Source organism: Morganella sp. TYF_1 (assembly GCF_043105645.1).
Lineage (GTDB): Bacteria > Pseudomonadota > Gammaproteobacteria > Enterobacterales > Enterobacteriaceae > Morganella > Morganella morganii_B.
Map to the genome: position 1 here is coordinate 138,894 of NZ_JBICLU010000007.1, position 18,073 is coordinate 156,966.

An 18,073-nucleotide genomic window follows, 5' to 3' on the forward strand; every position below is an offset into this window, starting at 1 on the left:
GTTAATGTTCTCTGTTATCATCATTTTTAGGTGGGACAGGATCATCACCACCTTCGTGTAAAGGGTGGCATTTTAATACGCGTTTCACCGTTAACCAACCGCCTTTTATCATACCAAACCTGCGCAATGCCTCAATTCCGTATTGCGAGCATGTTGGTGTGAAGCGGCAACGTGGTCCCAGCAGCGGACTTATCACCAGCTGGTAACCTCTGATTAACAGGATCAGGAAGCGTGCGCCAAGCGACTGTGACGACGCCATAACTTACCCAATGCTTCCGTAATCTCGCGATTACTCAACTCCGATACCCCTTTTCTTACCAGAAGCACGAAATCCATATCGGGCAACTCATGTTGGTGCAGACGAAAGTATTCACGCGCTAACCGTTTGATGCGGTTGCGCTCATGAGCCCGTTTAACGTTTTTTTTAGCGACGGTAAGACCAATGCGGGGATGTTCCAGCTCATTACGGCGTCCCAGAAGTGTTATTTCAGGAGTACTTGCCCGTTGTGGTTGCCGGAAGACAAAGTTGAAATGCTCGGGAGTTAACAAACGTAACTCCCTCGGAAAAGCGAGCTTAACCACGTATGGTTAGCTTTATTACTTAGAAACGGTCAGACGAGCGCGGCCTTTAGCACGACGGCGAGCCAGAACCTGACGACCATTTTTAGTGGCCATACGAGCGCGGAAACCATGGGAACGGTTACGCTTCAGTACGGACGGTTGAAAAGTGCGTTTCATAGCGGTTTCTACCTAAACTTTAAATTATTACTGATTCAGTAAACGCATCGGCAAACAGTAAATTCAGCGGCGGACTCTCATCTTTCTGCTGAAAGGGCCATCACGGAAAGTGGCTGACCTCTGTGCCTTATCGCAACATCAATATGGAAAGATGCGAGATTGTAATAAAATCCGGGCCTGTCCGTCAATCAAAGATGGCGCGATAACACAGATTTCTGCACATAATTGCATTTACCCATAACCTGCCTGCACACATCACCGTATCAAGACACAGATAACGCGCACAGGGTGCAAGATTATACGGACTCCCCGGCAAAGCGCAAGGATCGATCCGCGATCCGTGAATATTCGATCGCGCACCGGATCCTGAGTGCCGTTTTTCTGCCTGAGGATAATTCACCAAAACTTATCCCCAAACGGGATCTTCCCGCTGTATTCTCCCGCCGGGATTCGTTATACTCCGGCCTGAATCCCGCTCCGGACGGGCTGACAGCCCCTGTGGATAAAAACCCGGAAAACTGTGTAAAAGGATGAGGATCTTGTCCCGCTTTTGCGATATGATCCGTCGTCACGATCATTTTCACCCGTGCGGTGATCGCCGGTGCAGGGAATGATCGTCCATAACACAGCCTCACTTTTGTACACGGAAGTGTCCGTTGAAACATGCAGAGGACAATACGTCTGTATGTGCTGTGTCTGCGTGAAAAATCTTATTCTGTTTCTTTGACTGGTCTTGTTTAGGGGAGTTCACCGTGTCTCTTTCGCTTTGGCAGCAATGTCTTGCCCGTTTGCAGGATGAATTACCTGCCACAGAATTCAGTATGTGGATACGCCCCCTTCAGGCTGAGCTGAGTGATGACACTCTGGCGCTCTATGCCCCAAACCGGTTTGTGCTCGACTGGGTACGGGAGAAGTACATTAATAACATTAATGCGCTCCTGTCCGATTTCTGCGGCAATGACATTCCGCAGCTGCGCTTTGAGGTCGGTAATAAACCGGCCGGTGCGGTCAGCACACCGGAAAGAAGTATTCCCCCGTCACGGACGATGAAACAGCCGCCTTCGCGGGAAAAAGCCCCCGCACTGCGCCCGAGCTGGCATGATAACAGTGCGGAGCCGGATGTGGCTTACCGTTCCAACGTCAACCCGAAGCACACCTTTGACAGCTTTGTGGAAGGTAAATCGAACCAGCTGGCGCGCGCAGCCGCCCGTCAGGTGGCCGATAACCCGGGTGGCGCATACAACCCGCTGTTCTTATACGGCGGAACCGGTCTGGGTAAAACCCACTTATTACATGCCGTCGGCAACAGCATTATGGAAAGCAAAGCCAACGCCAAAGTGGTCTATATGCACTCAGAACGGTTTGTGCAGGATATGGTCAAAGCCTTACAGAACAACGCAATTGAAGAGTTCAAACGTTACTACCGTTCTGTCGATGCCTTACTGATAGATGATATTCAGTTCTTTGCCAACAAAGAGCGTTCTCAGGAAGAATTTTTTCATACCTTCAATGCGTTACTCGAAGGTAATCAGCAGATAATCCTGACCTCCGACCGCTACCCGAAAGAAATTAACGGGGTGGAAGATCGCCTGAAGTCGCGGTTCGGCTGGGGATTAACCGTTGCCATTGAACCGCCGGAACTGGAAACGCGGGTCGCCATCCTGATGAAAAAAGCCGATGAAAACAACATCCGCCTGCCGGATGAAGTGGCTTTCTTTATTGCGAAACGTCTGCGCTCCAATGTCCGTGAACTGGAAGGCGCACTGAACCGGGTGATTGCCAACGCCAACTTTACCGGGCGGGCGATTACCATCGATTTTGTGCGTGAAGCGCTGCGCGATCTGCTGGCGCTGCAGGAGAAACTGGTCACCATCGATAATATTCAGAAAACGGTTGCTGAGTATTATAAAATTAAAGTGGCTGATCTGCTCTCCAAACGCCGTTCACGCTCTGTCGCCCGACCGCGCCAGATGGCGATGGCACTGGCAAAAGAGCTGACAAACCACAGTTTGCCAGAAATCGGGGATGCTTTTGGCGGCCGTGACCACACGACCGTTCTGCACGCCTGCCGTAAGATCGAGCAGCTGCGTGAGGAAAGCCACGACATCAAAGAAGATTTTTCTAACTTAATCCGGACATTATCATCATAGCGCTATGAAATTTATCATTGAACGTGAGCAATTGTTAAAACCCTTACAACAGGTCAGCAGTCCGTTGGGCGGTCGCCCGACCCTACCGATTCTGGGTAACTTACTGCTGAAAGTCTCTGATGGCGTACTGCATCTCACAGGGACAGACCTTGAGATGGAAATGATGGCCGCCGTTCCGCTGGATCAGCCGCATGAAAACGGCGAAACCACGGTACCGGCACGGAAGTTCCTGGATATCTGGCGGGGTCTGCCGGACGGCGCGCAAATCAGTGTTGAGCTTGACGGTGACCGTCTTCTGGTCCGCTCCGGGCGCAGCCGCTTCTCGCTGTCCACGTTACCGGCCTCGGATTTCCCGAATCTGGATGACTGGCAGAGTGATGTCACTTTCTCTCTGCCGCAGGCAACATTAAAACGCCTGATTGAATCCACCCAGTTTTCCATGGCGCATCAGGATGTCCGCTATTACTTAAACGGCATGCTGTTTGAAACCAGCGGCTCTGTGCTGCGCACTGTCGCCACCGACGGGCACCGCCTGGCGGTCTGCTCACTGGATATCGGACAGGAACTGCCGGACCATTCGGTGATCGTGCCGCGTAAAGGGGTCATCGAACTGATGCGCCTGCTGGACGGCGGCGATGCCCTGCTGAAACTGGAAATCGGCAGTAACAATATCCGCGCCCATGTCGGCGGGTTTATTTTCACCTCCAAACTGGTGGATGGCCGCTTCCCGGACTACCGCCGTGTCCTGCCGAAAAACCCGGACAAAACGCTGACGGCAAATTGTGATATGCTGAAGCAGGCTTTTTCCCGTGCGGCGATTTTATCGAACGAGAAATTCCGCGGCGTGCGGATTTATCTGAGCAACAATCAGCTCAGAATTACCGCCAATAACCCGGAGCAGGAAGAAGCCGAAGAAATCGTGGACGTCACCTATGACGGAACCGACATGGAAATCGGGTTCAACGTCAGCTATGTCCTTGATGTTCTTAACACACTGAAATGCGAAGATGTCTCGGTGAAACTGACCGATGCCACCTCCAGCGTACAGATTGAAGATGACGCCAGTGATGCAGCCGCTTACGTTGTGATGCCGATGCGCCTGTAACACGATGATCCTCTCGCGTTTACTTATCCGTGATTTTCGCAATATCGAAAATGCGGATTTACCGCTGGCTACCGGGTTTAACTTTCTGGTCGGCCCGAACGGCAGCGGTAAAACCAGTGTTCTGGAAGCCATTTACACACTCGGTCACGGCCGGGCATTCCGCTCAGTACAGGCGGGGCGTGTTATCCGCCATGATAACGACGAATTTATCCTGCACGGCAAACTCGGGCAGGAACAGACAGATCGGGCCACCAGCGTCGGCCTGAGTAAAAACCGTCAGGGTGACAGCAAGGTCCGCATTGACGGTACCGACGGCCATAAAATTGCCGAGCTGGCAAAATTACTGCCGATGCAGCTTATCACCCCGGAAGGTTTTACCCTGCTCAACGGCGGGCCGAAATTCCGCCGTGCTTATATTGACTGGGGCTGTTTCCACAATGAGCCGCAATTTTTTGCGCTGTGGAGTGATTTAAAACGTCTGGTGAGACAGCGCAATGCCGCCCTCCGCCAGGTCTCAAATTACGGTCAGATCCGCCACTGGGATCAGCAGCTGATTCCGGTTGCTGAACAGGTCAGTCAGTGGCGGGAGAGTTATGTGACAGCGATTGCTCAGGATATTGAGCAGACCTGTCAGCAGTTTTTACCTGAATTTTCGCTGAGTGTCTCTTTCCAGCGCGGATGGGATAAAGAGACCGATTATTCAGAGCTTCTGCAGCGCCAGTTTGAACGGGATCGCGCACTGACCTACACCGCCTCCGGCCCGCATAAAGCGGATTTACGGATCAGGGCGGACGGGGTGCCGGTGGAAGATTTACTTTCACGTGGTCAGTTAAAACTGCTGATGTGCGCGCTGCGGTTAGCACAGGGTGAATATTTCACCCGTCAGAGCGGGCAGCAATGCCTGTATCTGCTTGATGATTTTGCCTCCGAACTGGATGCCGGGCGCCGTCTTTTACTGGCTCACCGGCTGAAAGCCACACAGGCACAGGTTTTTGTCAGTGCCATCACCCCTGAACAGGTCAGTGATATGGCGGATGAAAACAGTCGCCTCTTTGTCGTGGAAAAAGGTAAAATACAGGTTCAATAATCAGGATTAGATGAGCGGGAAACGTTGATGTCGAATACCTATGACTCCTCAAGTATCAAAGTATTAAAAGGGCTGGACGCGGTGCGTAAACGCCCGGGAATGTACATTGGTGATACCGATGACGGAACCGGTTTACACCACATGGTCTTCGAGGTTGTTGACAACGCTATCGACGAAGCCCTCGCCGGTTACTGTAAAGACATCGTTGTGACCATTCACAATGATAATTCAGTCTCCGTACAGGATGACGGCCGCGGGATCCCGACCGGGATCCATGAAGAAGAAGGCGTCTCCGCCGCAGAAGTTATCATGACTGTTCTGCACGCCGGCGGGAAGTTCGATGATAACTCCTATAAAGTCTCAGGCGGCCTGCACGGCGTCGGGGTCTCTGTTGTTAACGCCCTGTCTGAAAAACTGGAACTGGTTATCCGCCGTGACGGCAAAGTTCACGAGCAGATCTACCGCCACGGTGAACCGCAGGATCGTCTGACTGTTGTCGGCGAAACCGATAAAACCGGGACACGCGTGCGTTTCTGGCCGAGCATGGACACCTTCAAAGGCGAGACTGAATTCCAGTACGACATTCTGGCAAAACGCCTGCGCGAACTCTCCTTCCTGAACTCCGGCGTATCGATCCGTCTGATCGATAAACGTGACGGCAAAGAAGATCACTTCCACTACGAAGGCGGTATCAAAGCATTCGTGGAATATTTAAGCCGCGCCAAAACCTCAATTCATAACAACGTTTTCTATTTCTCCACCGAGAAAGACGATATCGGCGTGGAAGTCTCCATGCAGTGGAATGACTCTTTCCAGGAAAACGTGTACTGCTTCACCAACAATATTCCGCAGCGCGACGGCGGTACTCACCTCGCCGGTTTCCGCGCCGCCATGACCCGTACACTCAACAGCTATATTGAGAAAGAAGGGCTGAATAAAAAATCCAAAGTCAGCACCACCGGGGATGATGCCCGTGAAGGGCTGGTGGCAGTTATTTCCGTCAAAGTGCCGGATCCGAAATTCTCCTCTCAGACCAAAGACAAGCTGGTCTCTTCCGAAGTGAAAACCGCGGTTGAAACCCTGATGAACGAAAAGCTGTCTGAATATCTGGATGAGAACCCTAGCGACACCAAAATCATTGTCGGTAAAATTATTGATGCCGCACGTGCCCGTGAAGCCGCACGCCGTGCCCGTGAAATGACCCGCCGTAAAGGCGCGCTGGATTTAGCCGGTCTGCCGGGTAAACTGGCGGACTGCCAGGAACGCGACCCGGCATTCTCCGAACTGTACTTAGTGGAAGGGGACTCTGCGGGCGGCTCTGCAAAACAGGGGCGTAACCGTAAGAACCAGGCAATCTTACCGCTGAAAGGTAAAATCCTGAACGTTGAGAAGGCGCGTTTTGATAAAATGCTGGCTTCTCAGGAAGTTGCCACCCTGATCACCGCACTCGGCTGCGGTATCGGCCGCGACGAATACAACCCGGACAAACTGCGCTATCACAGCATCATCATCATGACCGATGCCGACGTCGATGGTTCACACATCCGTACCCTGTTACTGACCTTCTTCTACCGTCAGATGCCGGAAATCATTGAGCGCGGTTATGTGTATATCGCACAGCCACCGCTGTATAAAGTGAAAAAAGGCAAGCAGGAACAGTATATTAAAGATGACGAAGCGATGGAGCAATATCAGGTCTCTATCGCGCTGGATGGCGCAGCACTGTATGTAAACGAAACTGCCGCACCGATTCAGGGCGAACATCTGGAAAAACTGCTGCACGAATACAACGGCGCACACAAAATTATCCGCCGCTTAGAGCGTCTCTATCCGCTGGCACTGTTAAACAGCCTGGTCTACCAGCCGAAACTGGAAGAATCCGCGCTGCTGAACAAATCCGAGGTGGAAGCCTGGGCACAGAGCCTGACTGAGCGCCTGACCCGTCATGAAGAGCATGGCAGCACCTACAGCTACCGCATTGCGGAAAACAAAGAGCGTCAGCTGTTTGAGCCGGTACTGACTATCCGTACCCACGGTGTGGATACTGACTACAATCTGGATTTCGATTTTGTTCACGGCAGCGAATATGCCCGCATCTCTAAACTGGGTGAGCTTATCCGTGGTCTGATTGAAGAAGGTGCTTATGTTGTCCGTGGTGAGCGCCGTCAGAACGTCAGCAACTTCGAACAGGCTCTTGACTGGCTGATGAAAGAATCACGCCGTGGTCTGGCTGTACAGCGCTATAAAGGGCTGGGTGAAATGAACCCGGAACAGCTGTGGGAAACCACCATGAACCCGGAAACCCGCCGTATGCTGCAGGTCACGGTAAAAGATGCGATTGCAACGGATCAGTTATTCACCACTCTGATGGGTGATGATGTTGAACCGCGCCGTGCCTTTATCGAAGAGAACGCCCTGAAAGCGGCAAATATCGACGTATAATTTTTTCCTCTCTCTAAGACCCCCATAAAGCCCGGTTTTCCGGGCTTTATTTTTTTAATTCACCCCGTAAGATGCTTCAGATTTGTGGTAACAAGACCGACCATTCCCGAGACCAGTAACTGAATCGCCAGCGTGACCAGAATGATGCCGGAGATCCGCGCCAGGGTATCCATCACCCCGGGGGATAAACGCCCGTGCAGCGGCCCGGTTGCCAGAAAAGTCAGGGCAATGGTCGGCAGCATCAGCAGGATCACCACAGAAAGCTGTATCAGCCCGGACAGGGAATCACTGTGTCCGGCCAGTGAAATTCCGACCGCTATCGTGCCGCCGCCCATCGAGAGCGGGAAAAGCAGCGGTACCATTGCCAGCCGCATAATATCTTTCGGTGGGATAACACTGACCGGAATATCACTGTGCTCCTCTTTGACCCCGCGGATAAGCATCGGCCATCCCTGTGCCAGCAGCGCAATACCACCGGTGACAGTCAGGGCATCCGCACTCAGCCCGAGAGCCGTCAGCAGCCAGTTCCCCAGCCAGATAACCACCAGCATGACCAGTGTGTATCCCGCCGCAATTTTCCAGGCGATTTGCCACAATATGTTCCGGTCAATCCGGCCGAGGATAATCGTGGCGGCAGTGATGGTCGCCGGAGGGCTGAACAGCGACACAAACGTCACATAATTGAGCAGAATATTATCGAGCCATTCATTCATCTTTCCGGCTCCGTTTCCGCAGATAACCGGCAGCCAGACAGAGAATAAGCGCCGCAGCAATCACACTGACAGAAATAAACCCTCCGCTCAGCAACGTCACCACAAACCCGGCCAATACCGCAGTGACAAGGACAATCCCGGTACCGGTAATGAGTTTTGATGCCCGGATTACCGCGCTCTGACGCCACGCCACCACCAGCACCATCAGATAACACAGGAGGAACGTAAAACTGGCGACATTTGCCAAGTCACTGAGATTCAGGAACAGCGCCAGCAACAATGTCAGAAGAATAAGCAGAATATTCACCAGCGTACCCTGCCGGAATACCGTTTTGCCCCAGGAATCCGGCAGAATACCGGTGCTGCACATTCTGTCGGTGATATTGAAGGCGGAAAACAGGGTGGCATTAATGGCGGATGTTGTCGCCAGCAGCGCGGCGGCGGCCACAATCACAAAACCGGTTTTTCCCCATACGGGATAAGCCACCTGAGCCACAGCGGTATCGGCATAACGTACCAGATCAGACGGCGAGAGATTGCCGAGTAATACCAGCGCCAGGCTGATATACAGCGCAATCGTGAATAAAATGGCGATCATAAATGCCTTCGGCATCACCCGGCCGGGATTTGCCACTTTATCTGAGGCATTTGCCATCATGCCGAATCCGGCATAGGCGAAAAACGTCAGCCCGACGGCGGAAAAAAGGGTATCACCGGAAAACGTGCTGATATTCAGCAGTGTTGTATCCACGGTAAATACACCCGTCGCCACCAGGGCGATAATAATCACCAGTTTGGTGCCCACCAGAAGAACTTCAACTTTACCAACCGCATGGCTGCCGGTGATATTCATCAGACCGACCGCGATAATAATAAACGCGGTATACACTTCCGGTAATAAGGCCGATTCATTGCCCTGATGAAAAAGCTGAACGGCGTAAGCTCCGAACGCTCTTGCCACCATCGCCACCGTCAGGATCAGCGTAACAAGATACAAAAAGGATAAAGCAATCGTCAGAACAGCGGGAAATGACAGCCGGAAGAAATCAATAATGCCACCCGGAGAAGGATAGCAGGCGGACAGCCGGGCATAGGCATAACCGGCAAATAATGCGACCAGACCGCCGCAGGCAAAGGCAATCCATGTTGCAGACTGCATAATCAGCGCGGTCTGCCCCAGCAGGGCAAAAATCCCGGCACCGACCATCGCGCCGATCCCCAGCGCAATAACCTGTAACAGTGTTAACGGCTTTTCTGATGACACTGACTTCATACCCGACTCCTGAAACAAAATAGATGCTGCCACCGGCGTTAGTTTACAGCTGATAACGCCCGGAAATCCGGGCGTTATCGTTGTCAGCGGGATCACCGGTAAAGGTTATATCCCAGTGCGGCAGCAACCGACGCCACCATTTTCTGGCCTCTGACGCTGTTTCCGTCATCATCCAGCGGCGGTGAAAATGCCGCGATACCCATCACACCCGGTACCACTGCGAGGATCCCCCCGCCGACCCCGCTTTTACCCGGTAACCCGACCGTGTATGCCCAGTCACCGGAGCGACCGTACAGCCCTTCCATGGTCATTTCCGCCAGGACAAACGGGGTATGCGCCGGGTTCAGTACCTGCTCACCGGTTACCGGGTTTTTACCGTGTCCGGCCAGTGTCGCGCCCATTGTAGCCAGCTCTTTGGTAGTCAGCAGTGTGGAGCACTGACGGGTATACACATCACAGGCCTCCATCGGGTCACAATAGAGGTTTTGAGCCGCATAAAGCAACCAGGATATGCCCCGGTTATGGAAATTGGTGGTTTGCTCCGACTGATTCAGTTCATCCGACAGTGCAATATTCTCCGACCCGAGACGGCGTTGCATGGTCAGGATGCGCTGCCAGCGTTCATCAGCGGTTTTTGCAGTGACCGCACTGACGGTCGCTATCGCACCGGCATTCACCAGCGGCGACAACGGTTTGTCGTTATGCAGTTCCAGCGCCATCACTGAATTAAACGGCAACCCGGTCGGATCGGCACCAATCTGATCCTGCACCGCCTGCGGGCCGATATCCTCCAGCGCCAGCGCCAGCGTGCAGACTTTGGAAATTGACTCAATGGCAAACCGGTAATCAGCGTCACCACTGCTGATCACATCGCCCTGCACAGTGACTACCGCAACCGCTGCCAGGTCGGACGGGATATTAGCCAGAAACGGAATATAGTCCGCATTCGCACCGCCGGGAGCCTGATGAAACTGCTGCCAGGCATTGGTCACCGCCTGCTTGATTGCTGTTAAATCTGTCATGATGCTTTTCCTTTGTTTTCCCATGTAAACGGTGCGAAATCACTGTCCGGATCACGCCAGCCGGGTTTACGGATCTGATAAACAACAAACGGAAGAAGAACGAACAGAACGGTCAGTCCGATCAGCGCCCCCACATACACTTCCGGGCTGCCGACGGCAATCTGTGCCGGCGGGATAAAGCTGAACAGAAACGCGGTTAATGAACCGAGCAGCCCCATACCGCCGAGGATAATCATCCCCGCATTACCACCGGGGATCCGGTACGGACGGGCACGCTGCGGCTGACTGAAGCGCAGGTAAATCGCAGCGCTGAACATCAGCATATACATAATCAGATAGAGAATAACCGTCAGCTGACTGAGGATCTGATAGGCCGCCTGCACGGACGGCAGCACCACAAACAGTACCGCCAGCAGAGAAACCAGCACGGCCTGTACCAGCAGGATATGTGTGGCCATTCCGTTCTTGTTGGTATGCTGAAACCAGTGCGGCAGATAGCCCGCTTTCGCCACTTCCAGAAGACCGGAGGACGGCCCGGCAACCCAGGTTACGACACTCGCCAGCACGCCGATAGCCAGCATGACGGCAACAATCGGCCCCATCCACGGAATATGCGCCCATTTGAACATATCATCGTAAGCCACCAGCAGGCTCTGGGTCAGGCTGATATCGGACTGAGGAATGATAAAGGCGATCGCCAGCGTGCCCAGCACAAAGATAGCTACCGTACCCGCCGCCGCCAGAATAATGGCTTTCGGGTAGTTTTTGGTCGGGTTATCAATGTCTTTCACGTGAATGGCGTTCATTTCCATCCCTGCGTAAAACAGGAAAATACTGGCCGCCAGCACAATGTTATCGAAGTTTGAGAAATCCGGCAGAACCTGATCCCACGCCAGGTCAATCTGCGGCGTCTGACCGCTGAACAGATAGGAGAAACCGAGTACAATCAGAATGATCGCCGGAACAATCGTCCCGATAATCCCGCCCCATTTTGATACCCGGGCAAATGCGCCGACCCCTTTAAAGGCAATAAACGTCGCCAGCCAGTAGATAAACAGCACAACACCGAGCACAAAGAATTTATTGGCTGCCAGCGCTTCATCAAATGCCTGATGCGGATTGATAAAGGCGAGTGATACCGCCCCGAATGTCAGCCCGGTCGGGAACCAGACCGTCACCTCAATCCACAGCATTGCCATCGCCAGAAATGCCAGACGCGGCCCGAACGCCTCGCCGACCCAGCGGAATACCCCGCCTTTTTCCGACCAGCCGGTAGCCAGTTCAGCGGCAACCAGTGATACGGGGATCAGAAAGAACACCGCCGCAAACAGATAATAGAAAATCGCACTGAGACCGTATTCCGCTTCGGCAGGCAAACCACGCAGGCTCACCACCGCCACAATATTCATGACGATAAGTGTGCCGACAGTCAGTTTGGCTGCACCGGAAGACGGTTTTTTGGTTGAAGTATCAGTCATAAAAGCACCCCGGAGGATAATGAGTGAGAGCCTCCGGCTGCGGATACCAGCCGGAGGTCGTTGTTAATTAACCGTGATGGAAGGTTGCTTTAGCCGTGGAGTTCACCACCGGATTTTGCCTGAAGTGATCGATAGCCCGTTTGATATCATCCAGCAGCAGTGCGGCCAGGTCACGGCTGACACCGTGGCGGACCATAATACGCTGAACAACGGTTTTTTCTCTGTCCGCAGGAAGCGGATACGACGCTATCAGCCAGCCGCGTGTGCGGATGCGATCGGAAAGGTCATACAGATTGAACTGTGTCACGCCCGGTTTCAGCTTGTAAGCCACCGCCGGCAGTGCGCCGCGACCGTCATACACCAGGTCGAAAATCCCCAGCTTATTCAGTTCATCCGCAAGCCATTGCGCAGTATCTGCACACGCCTGCTGAATTTTGGTATAACCGGCGCGTCCCAGACGCAGGAAGTTATAATACTGTGCAATGATTTGCCCGCCGGGACGGGAAAAATTCAGTGCAAATGTCGGCATATTGCCGCCGAGATAATCGACATTGAAAACCAGCTCTTCCGGCAGGTCTTCTTTGCTGCGCCAGACCACCCAGCCGACACCCAGCGGTGACAAGCCGTATTTGTGTCCGGAGCTGTTAATGGATTTCACCCGCTCAATCCGGAAATCCCACACCAGTTCCGGCTGGATAAACGGTGCGATAAACCCGCCGCTGGCACCATCAACATGCAGCGGAATATCAAGACCGGTATCCCGCTGTATTGCATCCAGTTCTTTTGCCAGTTCCGCCACCGGCTCATAAATCCCGGTAAACGTCACCCCCAGTGTTGCCACCACGCCGATGGTGTTTTCATCGCAATATTTGCGCAGATCAGACGGCTGCATACCGAGGGCATCGCCTTCCAGCGGGATCTGACGGAGTTCAACATCAAAATAACGGGCAAATTTTTCCCAGCACACCTGTACCGGGCCGGTTACCAGGTTCGGCTTACTGGTATCTTTCCCCTGTTTTTCGCGGTTTTTACGCCAGCGCCATTTCATTGCCAGCCCGCCGAGCATTGCTGCCTCGCTGGAGCCGGTGGTAGAGCAGCCGATGGTTTCCTGTGCCTGCGGGGAATTCCACAGATCAGCAATAATATGCACGCAGCGGCTTTCAATTTCAGCCGTTTGCGGATATTCATCTTTGTCGATCATGTTTTTATCGACACTGTCTGTCATCAGCTGTTTGACTTCATCCTCAACCCAGGTTGTACAAAATGTCGCCAGATTCTGACGGGAGTTACCATCCAGCAGTAATTCATCGCGGACCACACTGTAAATAATCCGCGGGTCACTGCTGTCTTCCGGCATTTTGTATTTAGGGAGTTTTGCATCCGAGTCCGTTGATGCGTAAATATCAATAAATTCTGAACTATTTTTACCTTTCACTGCATGAAGAGACATAAAACCTCCTTCTCAGATCACTTATTGATAGTTAAAATTAATTAACTCTATTGTTATCCTGCTCACGGGTAATGGCGGGAACACAGAGAAATACCCGCTTAAAACCGTGTGTTCAGTGAAGTAACCTATGTATATTAGCTTATGAAATACACAATTTTCAAATCTGTAAGATGAGTTAATATTTACAATTTCTTATGTTATTTATCTTTTTACGACAGTAATAAATAAATTGAACTGATTAAAATCCAGGATTAACACAAAAGAAACATTTATTTATTACGTTACATTTTTGTGAAATTAATACCTCTTTATATAAATACGCCACAGGATAAAATTAGCGAAAAAAGAATGAATAACCGGAAAAATCGTGTAATAAGGATGAACATAGATTGATGTCTTTTTTTCTTACCCGAATCAAGCCATTTTTACAGAAGCAGAAATCACAGATAAAAAAGCAGGAAAGAGACAGATATAGCCGGACATTTAAAACATACCGCTGAATATAAACACGATGTCAGGTTGTTTGGCTGGTAACCCGGATTTTAATTCTTATGAAGAATAAATAACCGCTATAAAACAGTACCGGAAATAGACAACACATTATATGTACTGTTTTAACAGGAAAATAAAAAAGGGAGAGGAATAAAGTGTTACCAGCACATTTTGTGCAAATAACAAACAATAAACGGAATGTAACCATAATCCCGGCAATATAGGTCTGATATCTGTTTTTCAGTCGTAAAAAACACATTCAGGCTGTCGTTTAACCGGTTCAGTCAGTAAGAAGATGCTGATACTGCAAAAAAAGCAAAACGCAAATTAAAAAAATGACTCATGTGAAAAAATCAACACATGAGTCTGCTTTTGTGATAAATACCAGATTATTGTTATTATTTTAATAAAATATTCAGCATTCTGCGTAACGGCTCTGCGGCACCCCACAGAAGCTGATCACCCACCGTAAATGCAGAGATATAATCCGGCCCCATATTCAGTTTACGGATGCGCCCGACCGGTGTTTTCAGTGTGCCGGTGACCGCCGCCGGGGTCAGCTCGCGCACAGTAATATCGCGATCATTCGGCACCACACGCACCCACTCATTATGGGCAGCCAGCAATGACTCAATCTCCGCAACCGGCAGATCTTTCTTCAGTTTCAGGGTAAATGCCTGGCTGTGGCAGCGCAGAGCGCCGATACGGACACACAGGCCATCCACCGGAATAATATTCTGACCGCGTGACAGGATTTTGTTGGTTTCAGCCTGCCCTTTCCACTCTTCACGGCTCTGGCCGTTATCCAGCTGCTTATCAATCCACGGGATCAGGCTCCCGGCCAGCGGTACGCCGAACTGTTCCGCCGGTAATGCGCCGCTGCGGGTAAATTCAGTGACTTTGCGTTCAATATCCAGAATCGCGGAAGCCGGATCCTGCAATTCTTTCACCACATGGGCGTTCAATGCCCCCATCTGCATCAGCAGCTCACGCATATGGCGCGCGCCGGCACCGGATGCCGCCTGGTAAGTTGCCACAGAAGCCCATTCCACCAGATCCGCCTCAAACAGGCCACCCAGTGACATCAGCATCAGGCTGACCGTACAGTTACCGCCGACAAATGTTTTAATGCCGCGATTCAGCCCTTCTTCTATATGCTTACCGTTCACCGGGTCGAGAATAATGATAGCATCATCATTCATCCGCAGTGCTGATGCCGCATCAATCCAGTAACCGTTCCAGCCGCTCTGACGCAGCTTCGGATAGACATCATTGGTGTAATCGCCGCCCTGACAGCTGATAATAATGTCGAGTGAGCGCAGGGCATCAATATCAAATGCATCCTGTAACGTACTGCGGTGCCCGCCGAATGACGGCGCTTCCCCGCCGCTCTGCGAGGTTGAGAAAAATACCGGACGGATCCCGTCAAAATCCCGCTCTTCTGTCATGCGCTGCATCAGCACCGACCCCACCATCCCGCGCCAGCCGACAAATCCCACATTTTTCATCGTGATGTTTCCTTTTATTCTCATCTGAACTGCGTTTGCAATATACTTAACCTGACAAAATATGAATAACGGTGCAAGTGAATTTATTGATGATCCCCCGCTGTTCAGAAGCCGGACTTATATCAGGCAGCGGGTTCTCATCCGGCCGCCGGTGCTTTATGCTGGGGATAACACAACAGTGATCAGAACAGGGCGGAATCATCATGTATTACGGTTTTGATATGGGCGGGACAAAAATTGAGCTTGCCGTTTTTAATGAAGCACTGGAACCGGTCTGGCAAAAGCGTATCGCAACACCGAAAGAAAGCTACGCCACGCTGCTTGAGGCATTCCGGCAGCTGACAGAACAGGCGGATAGCGAACTCGGATGCAAAGGAAAAATCGGCATCGGCGTTCCCGGTATTGTGAATCATGAAAAAGGAACGGTATTTACCACCAATGTGCCCGCCGCGCAGTATCAGCCGCTGCGCCGTGATCTGGAAACGATACTGCAGCGCCCGGTAAAAATTGAAAATGACGCCAACTGCTTTGCACTTTCCGAAGCCTGGGATCCGGCATTCCGCCACTACCCGACAGTACTGGGACTGATCCTCGGCACCGGTGTCGGCGGCGGCTTTGTGCTTAACGGCACCGTGTTGCCGGGGAAAAACGGGATCGCCGGTGAAATCGGCCACATCAATATGACGCTGGAAGGGGATAAACTTCTCGGCCATCAGGTTCCGGAGACCCTCTGTGGCTGCGGAAAAACCGGCTGTTTTGAAACCTATCTTTCCGGCCCGGGATTTGAGCGGATTTTCACGGCATTTTACGGTGAAAAACTCAGTGCGGTTGATATTATCACCCGTTACTACGATGGTGACCATAATGCAAAATTGCACGTTGAGCGGTATATGTCGCTGCTCGCACACTACCTTGGGAATGTGCTTAGTGTCTTTGATCCTGATTTACTGGTGATCGGCGGCGGATTATCACAATTTGAGGAAATTTACCGCCTGCTGCCGGAATACCTGCCGCAGTATCTCTACGGTGTTGCCTCGCTGCCGGCCATTCATAAAGCCCGTTACGGCGATTCCGGCGGTGCCCGGGGAGCGGCCTGTCTCAATTTTTCTGCCTGATAAACATTTATTTACCGCCTGCAGTGCGGGCGGTAAATAATAAAAAGAATATCGGCTAACTCTTATATTAATTTCCCGGAAAAAGGTTACATTAAGCGGTATTAAAAACCGGCTGAATTCGTAAAAATATCGTGTTTATACATAGGAGATTATTCTATCTGCCCTGTATTACATCAGCCTGAGGGAAATTACTTATTGTTGTGATTTTTTATCTGTTATAAAGGCTAATGTTATGAATTTTGTCAATCACACTATTTTTCCGGCACTGAATTTTGACAGCGACAATCAGCAACATGATACATTTCATATTGTTGCGTCACGTATTACGTATGATATCCGGATAAATAACCGTGATGGTCAGAGTCAGCTGGTTATATCCCCGGAACAATCCATGCTGAATTATACGGATATCAGTTACAGTGAAATGGTTGATACCAGTATTGAATATGAAAGTGATTTAGCCCCTTATAAACCGAAAACCGATATTGTTATTAACGCCACCGCATTTGTACCGGAGAATAATCCGGTACCGGTTTTTGATGTCGGTATTCAGATCGGAAAATATCAGAAAGTCCTGCGCATATTCGGCCCCCGTTACTGGACAAAAGAGGATAGCGAGTGGTTTCTGACAAAATCTGAACCTATCCGTTATCTTGATATCCGTTATGAATATGCCTCCGGCGGGACATACAGCACCGGTAACCGCGTTTTTACCTCTCCGGCAAACCCGATTGGTATGGGCTGGTATCCGGCGGAATTTCTGGCGCAGTGTGATAAAACACAACTACCGGCACATCAGATAGAATCCCCTGATATCCCGGCAGAGCATATCAGTCAGATACTCCGTCCGGACGGTTTCGGCTTTTTCGGCCGGACCTGGCAGGAACGGGCAGAGTATGCCGGTCATTATGACCCGATATCATCACGCCCGCCGCAGACACCGGATAACCTCAATTACTGGTGCGGTGCCCACCCGACACTGCAAATCCCGCATCTTAAAGCCGGTAATAAACTGCCGCTGAAACTGTTCGGTCTGGTCTCCGCCACTGAACTTGAACGCCAGCATGTGCTGTTTTATGTTCCGGTGGAGAACCTGTTTGTGTTTATCAGCTCCGGTCTCGGGTTTTCCATCCCGAAAAATTTACAGCTCGACACCATCGTTGTGGACATGAATCTGAGAAAAGTGTTCTGCACTTACCGTATCGCCCTTCCGGAATCGCTGAATATCGCCGAAATGACGCTGCGCCACATTCCTGATCATCCGGCCAGATAACCGGTACATATTTACCTTAAAAACACTGTTATTGTCTTCACTGAAAATTACGGTTAAGTAATGATTTTAAAATTCCGAAACTCAGATTTATTTAAATTTAAAATCCCTATCCGGGATAAAAAACGAATAACATAAAAAAGGTTGTCATATCAACAAACCAGAATACGCATAATATTAATTTAATAATTAAAGATCGCTTAAATTGTTTCATTTCCATGACAAAAAAT

15 protein-coding genes are annotated in these 18,073 nt (G+C 51.1%); 6 read left to right on the forward strand and 9 right to left on the reverse strand.

Annotated features, from left to right (window positions below; translation table 11 throughout):
• Position 1: 1 nt before the first annotated feature.
• The 3 genes from yidD to rpmH are packed head-to-tail and all read right to left on the reverse strand — an operon-like array spanning position 2 to position 738.
• Positions 2-259 carry a membrane protein insertion efficiency factor YidD gene (gene yidD, locus ACF8OF_RS02130; protein ID WP_015422368.1) on the reverse strand — a complete coding sequence of 86 codons (258 nt, stop codon included), beginning with the start codon at positions 257-259 and terminating at the stop codon, positions 2-4.
• Entirely contained in the window at positions 223-582 is a 360-nt protein-coding gene (gene rnpA, locus ACF8OF_RS02135) for a ribonuclease P protein component (RefSeq protein ID WP_071592722.1), read from the reverse strand. The genes yidD and rnpA overlap by 37 nt, the downstream gene beginning before the upstream one ends.
• A gap of 15 nt (positions 583-597) precedes the next feature.
• On the reverse strand, positions 598-738 hold the full coding sequence (rpmH, locus tag ACF8OF_RS02140; RefSeq protein WP_000831330.1) for a 50S ribosomal protein L34: 141 nt from the start codon (positions 736-738) through the stop codon (positions 598-600).
• A 752-nt stretch (positions 739-1,490) separates the two neighbouring features.
• Between rpmH and dnaA the strand changes: the two genes are divergently transcribed.
• From dnaA to gyrB, 4 genes are read left to right on the forward strand one after another with little or no spacing between them, the layout of a single operon-like run.
• Complete coding sequence (gene dnaA / locus ACF8OF_RS02145) at positions 1,491-2,888, forward strand: chromosomal replication initiator protein DnaA (protein ID WP_025153682.1); 1,398 nt, start codon at positions 1,491-1,493, stop codon at positions 2,886-2,888.
• A 4-nt stretch (positions 2,889-2,892) separates the two neighbouring features.
• Positions 2,893-3,993, forward strand: a complete 1,101-nt coding sequence (dnaN, locus tag ACF8OF_RS02150) for a DNA polymerase III subunit beta (protein ID WP_004236713.1) — start codon at positions 2,893-2,895, stop codon at positions 3,991-3,993.
• A gap of 4 nt (positions 3,994-3,997) precedes the next feature.
• Complete coding sequence (recF, locus tag ACF8OF_RS02155) at positions 3,998-5,080, forward strand: DNA replication/repair protein RecF (RefSeq protein ID WP_262859855.1); 1,083 nt, start codon at positions 3,998-4,000, stop codon at positions 5,078-5,080.
• 27 nt (positions 5,081-5,107) lie between these two features.
• Positions 5,108-7,522, forward strand: a complete 2,415-nt coding sequence (gene gyrB, locus ACF8OF_RS02160; protein ID WP_392495577.1) for a DNA topoisomerase (ATP-hydrolyzing) subunit B — start codon at positions 5,108-5,110, stop codon at positions 7,520-7,522.
• A 59-nt stretch (positions 7,523-7,581) separates the two neighbouring features.
• Here gyrB and ACF8OF_RS02165 read toward each other — a convergent pair whose 3' ends face one another.
• The 6 genes from ACF8OF_RS02165 to asd all read right to left on the reverse strand — a co-directional run bounded on the left by ACF8OF_RS02165 (position 7,582) and on the right by asd (position 15,458).
• Positions 7,582-8,235 (reverse strand): MarC family protein, encoded by a 654-nt coding sequence (locus ACF8OF_RS02165; protein ID WP_262859857.1) that lies wholly within the window; start codon positions 8,233-8,235, stop codon positions 7,582-7,584.
• Entirely contained in the window at positions 8,228-9,508 is a 1,281-nt protein-coding gene (locus ACF8OF_RS02170; RefSeq protein ID WP_274370014.1) for an APC family permease, read from the reverse strand. The genes ACF8OF_RS02165 and ACF8OF_RS02170 overlap by 8 nt, the downstream gene beginning before the upstream one ends.
• Positions 9,509-9,600: 92 nt before the next feature.
• Positions 9,601-10,530, reverse strand: a complete 930-nt coding sequence (gene glsA, locus ACF8OF_RS02175) for a glutaminase A (RefSeq protein WP_025153689.1) — start codon at positions 10,528-10,530, stop codon at positions 9,601-9,603.
• On the reverse strand, positions 10,527-12,008 hold the full coding sequence (gene gadC, locus ACF8OF_RS02180) for a putative glutamine/gamma-aminobutyrate antiporter GadC (protein WP_025153690.1): 1,482 nt from the start codon (positions 12,006-12,008) through the stop codon (positions 10,527-10,529). Before gadC ends, glsA begins: the two co-directional genes overlap by 4 nt.
• Positions 12,009-12,075: 67 nt before the next feature.
• On the reverse strand, positions 12,076-13,458 hold the full coding sequence (locus ACF8OF_RS02185) for a glutamate decarboxylase (protein WP_262864183.1): 1,383 nt from the start codon (positions 13,456-13,458) through the stop codon (positions 12,076-12,078).
• Positions 13,459-14,348: 890 nt separating this feature from the next.
• Positions 14,349-15,458, reverse strand: a complete 1,110-nt coding sequence (gene asd / locus ACF8OF_RS02190) for an aspartate-semialdehyde dehydrogenase (protein WP_392495579.1) — start codon at positions 15,456-15,458, stop codon at positions 14,349-14,351.
• A 203-nt stretch (positions 15,459-15,661) separates the two neighbouring features.
• Here asd and nagK point away from each other — a divergent pair, with 203 nt between their 5' ends.
• The gene (nagK, locus tag ACF8OF_RS02195) at positions 15,662-16,573 is read left to right on the forward strand and encodes an N-acetylglucosamine kinase (RefSeq protein WP_392495581.1); all 912 of its coding nucleotides are present in this window, start codon (positions 15,662-15,664) and stop codon (positions 16,571-16,573) included.
• A gap of 232 nt (positions 16,574-16,805) precedes the next feature.
• Positions 16,806-17,846, forward strand: a complete 1,041-nt coding sequence (locus ACF8OF_RS02200) for a DUF2169 domain-containing protein (RefSeq protein WP_392495582.1) — start codon at positions 16,806-16,808, stop codon at positions 17,844-17,846.
• Positions 17,847-18,073 lie beyond the last annotated feature (227 nt).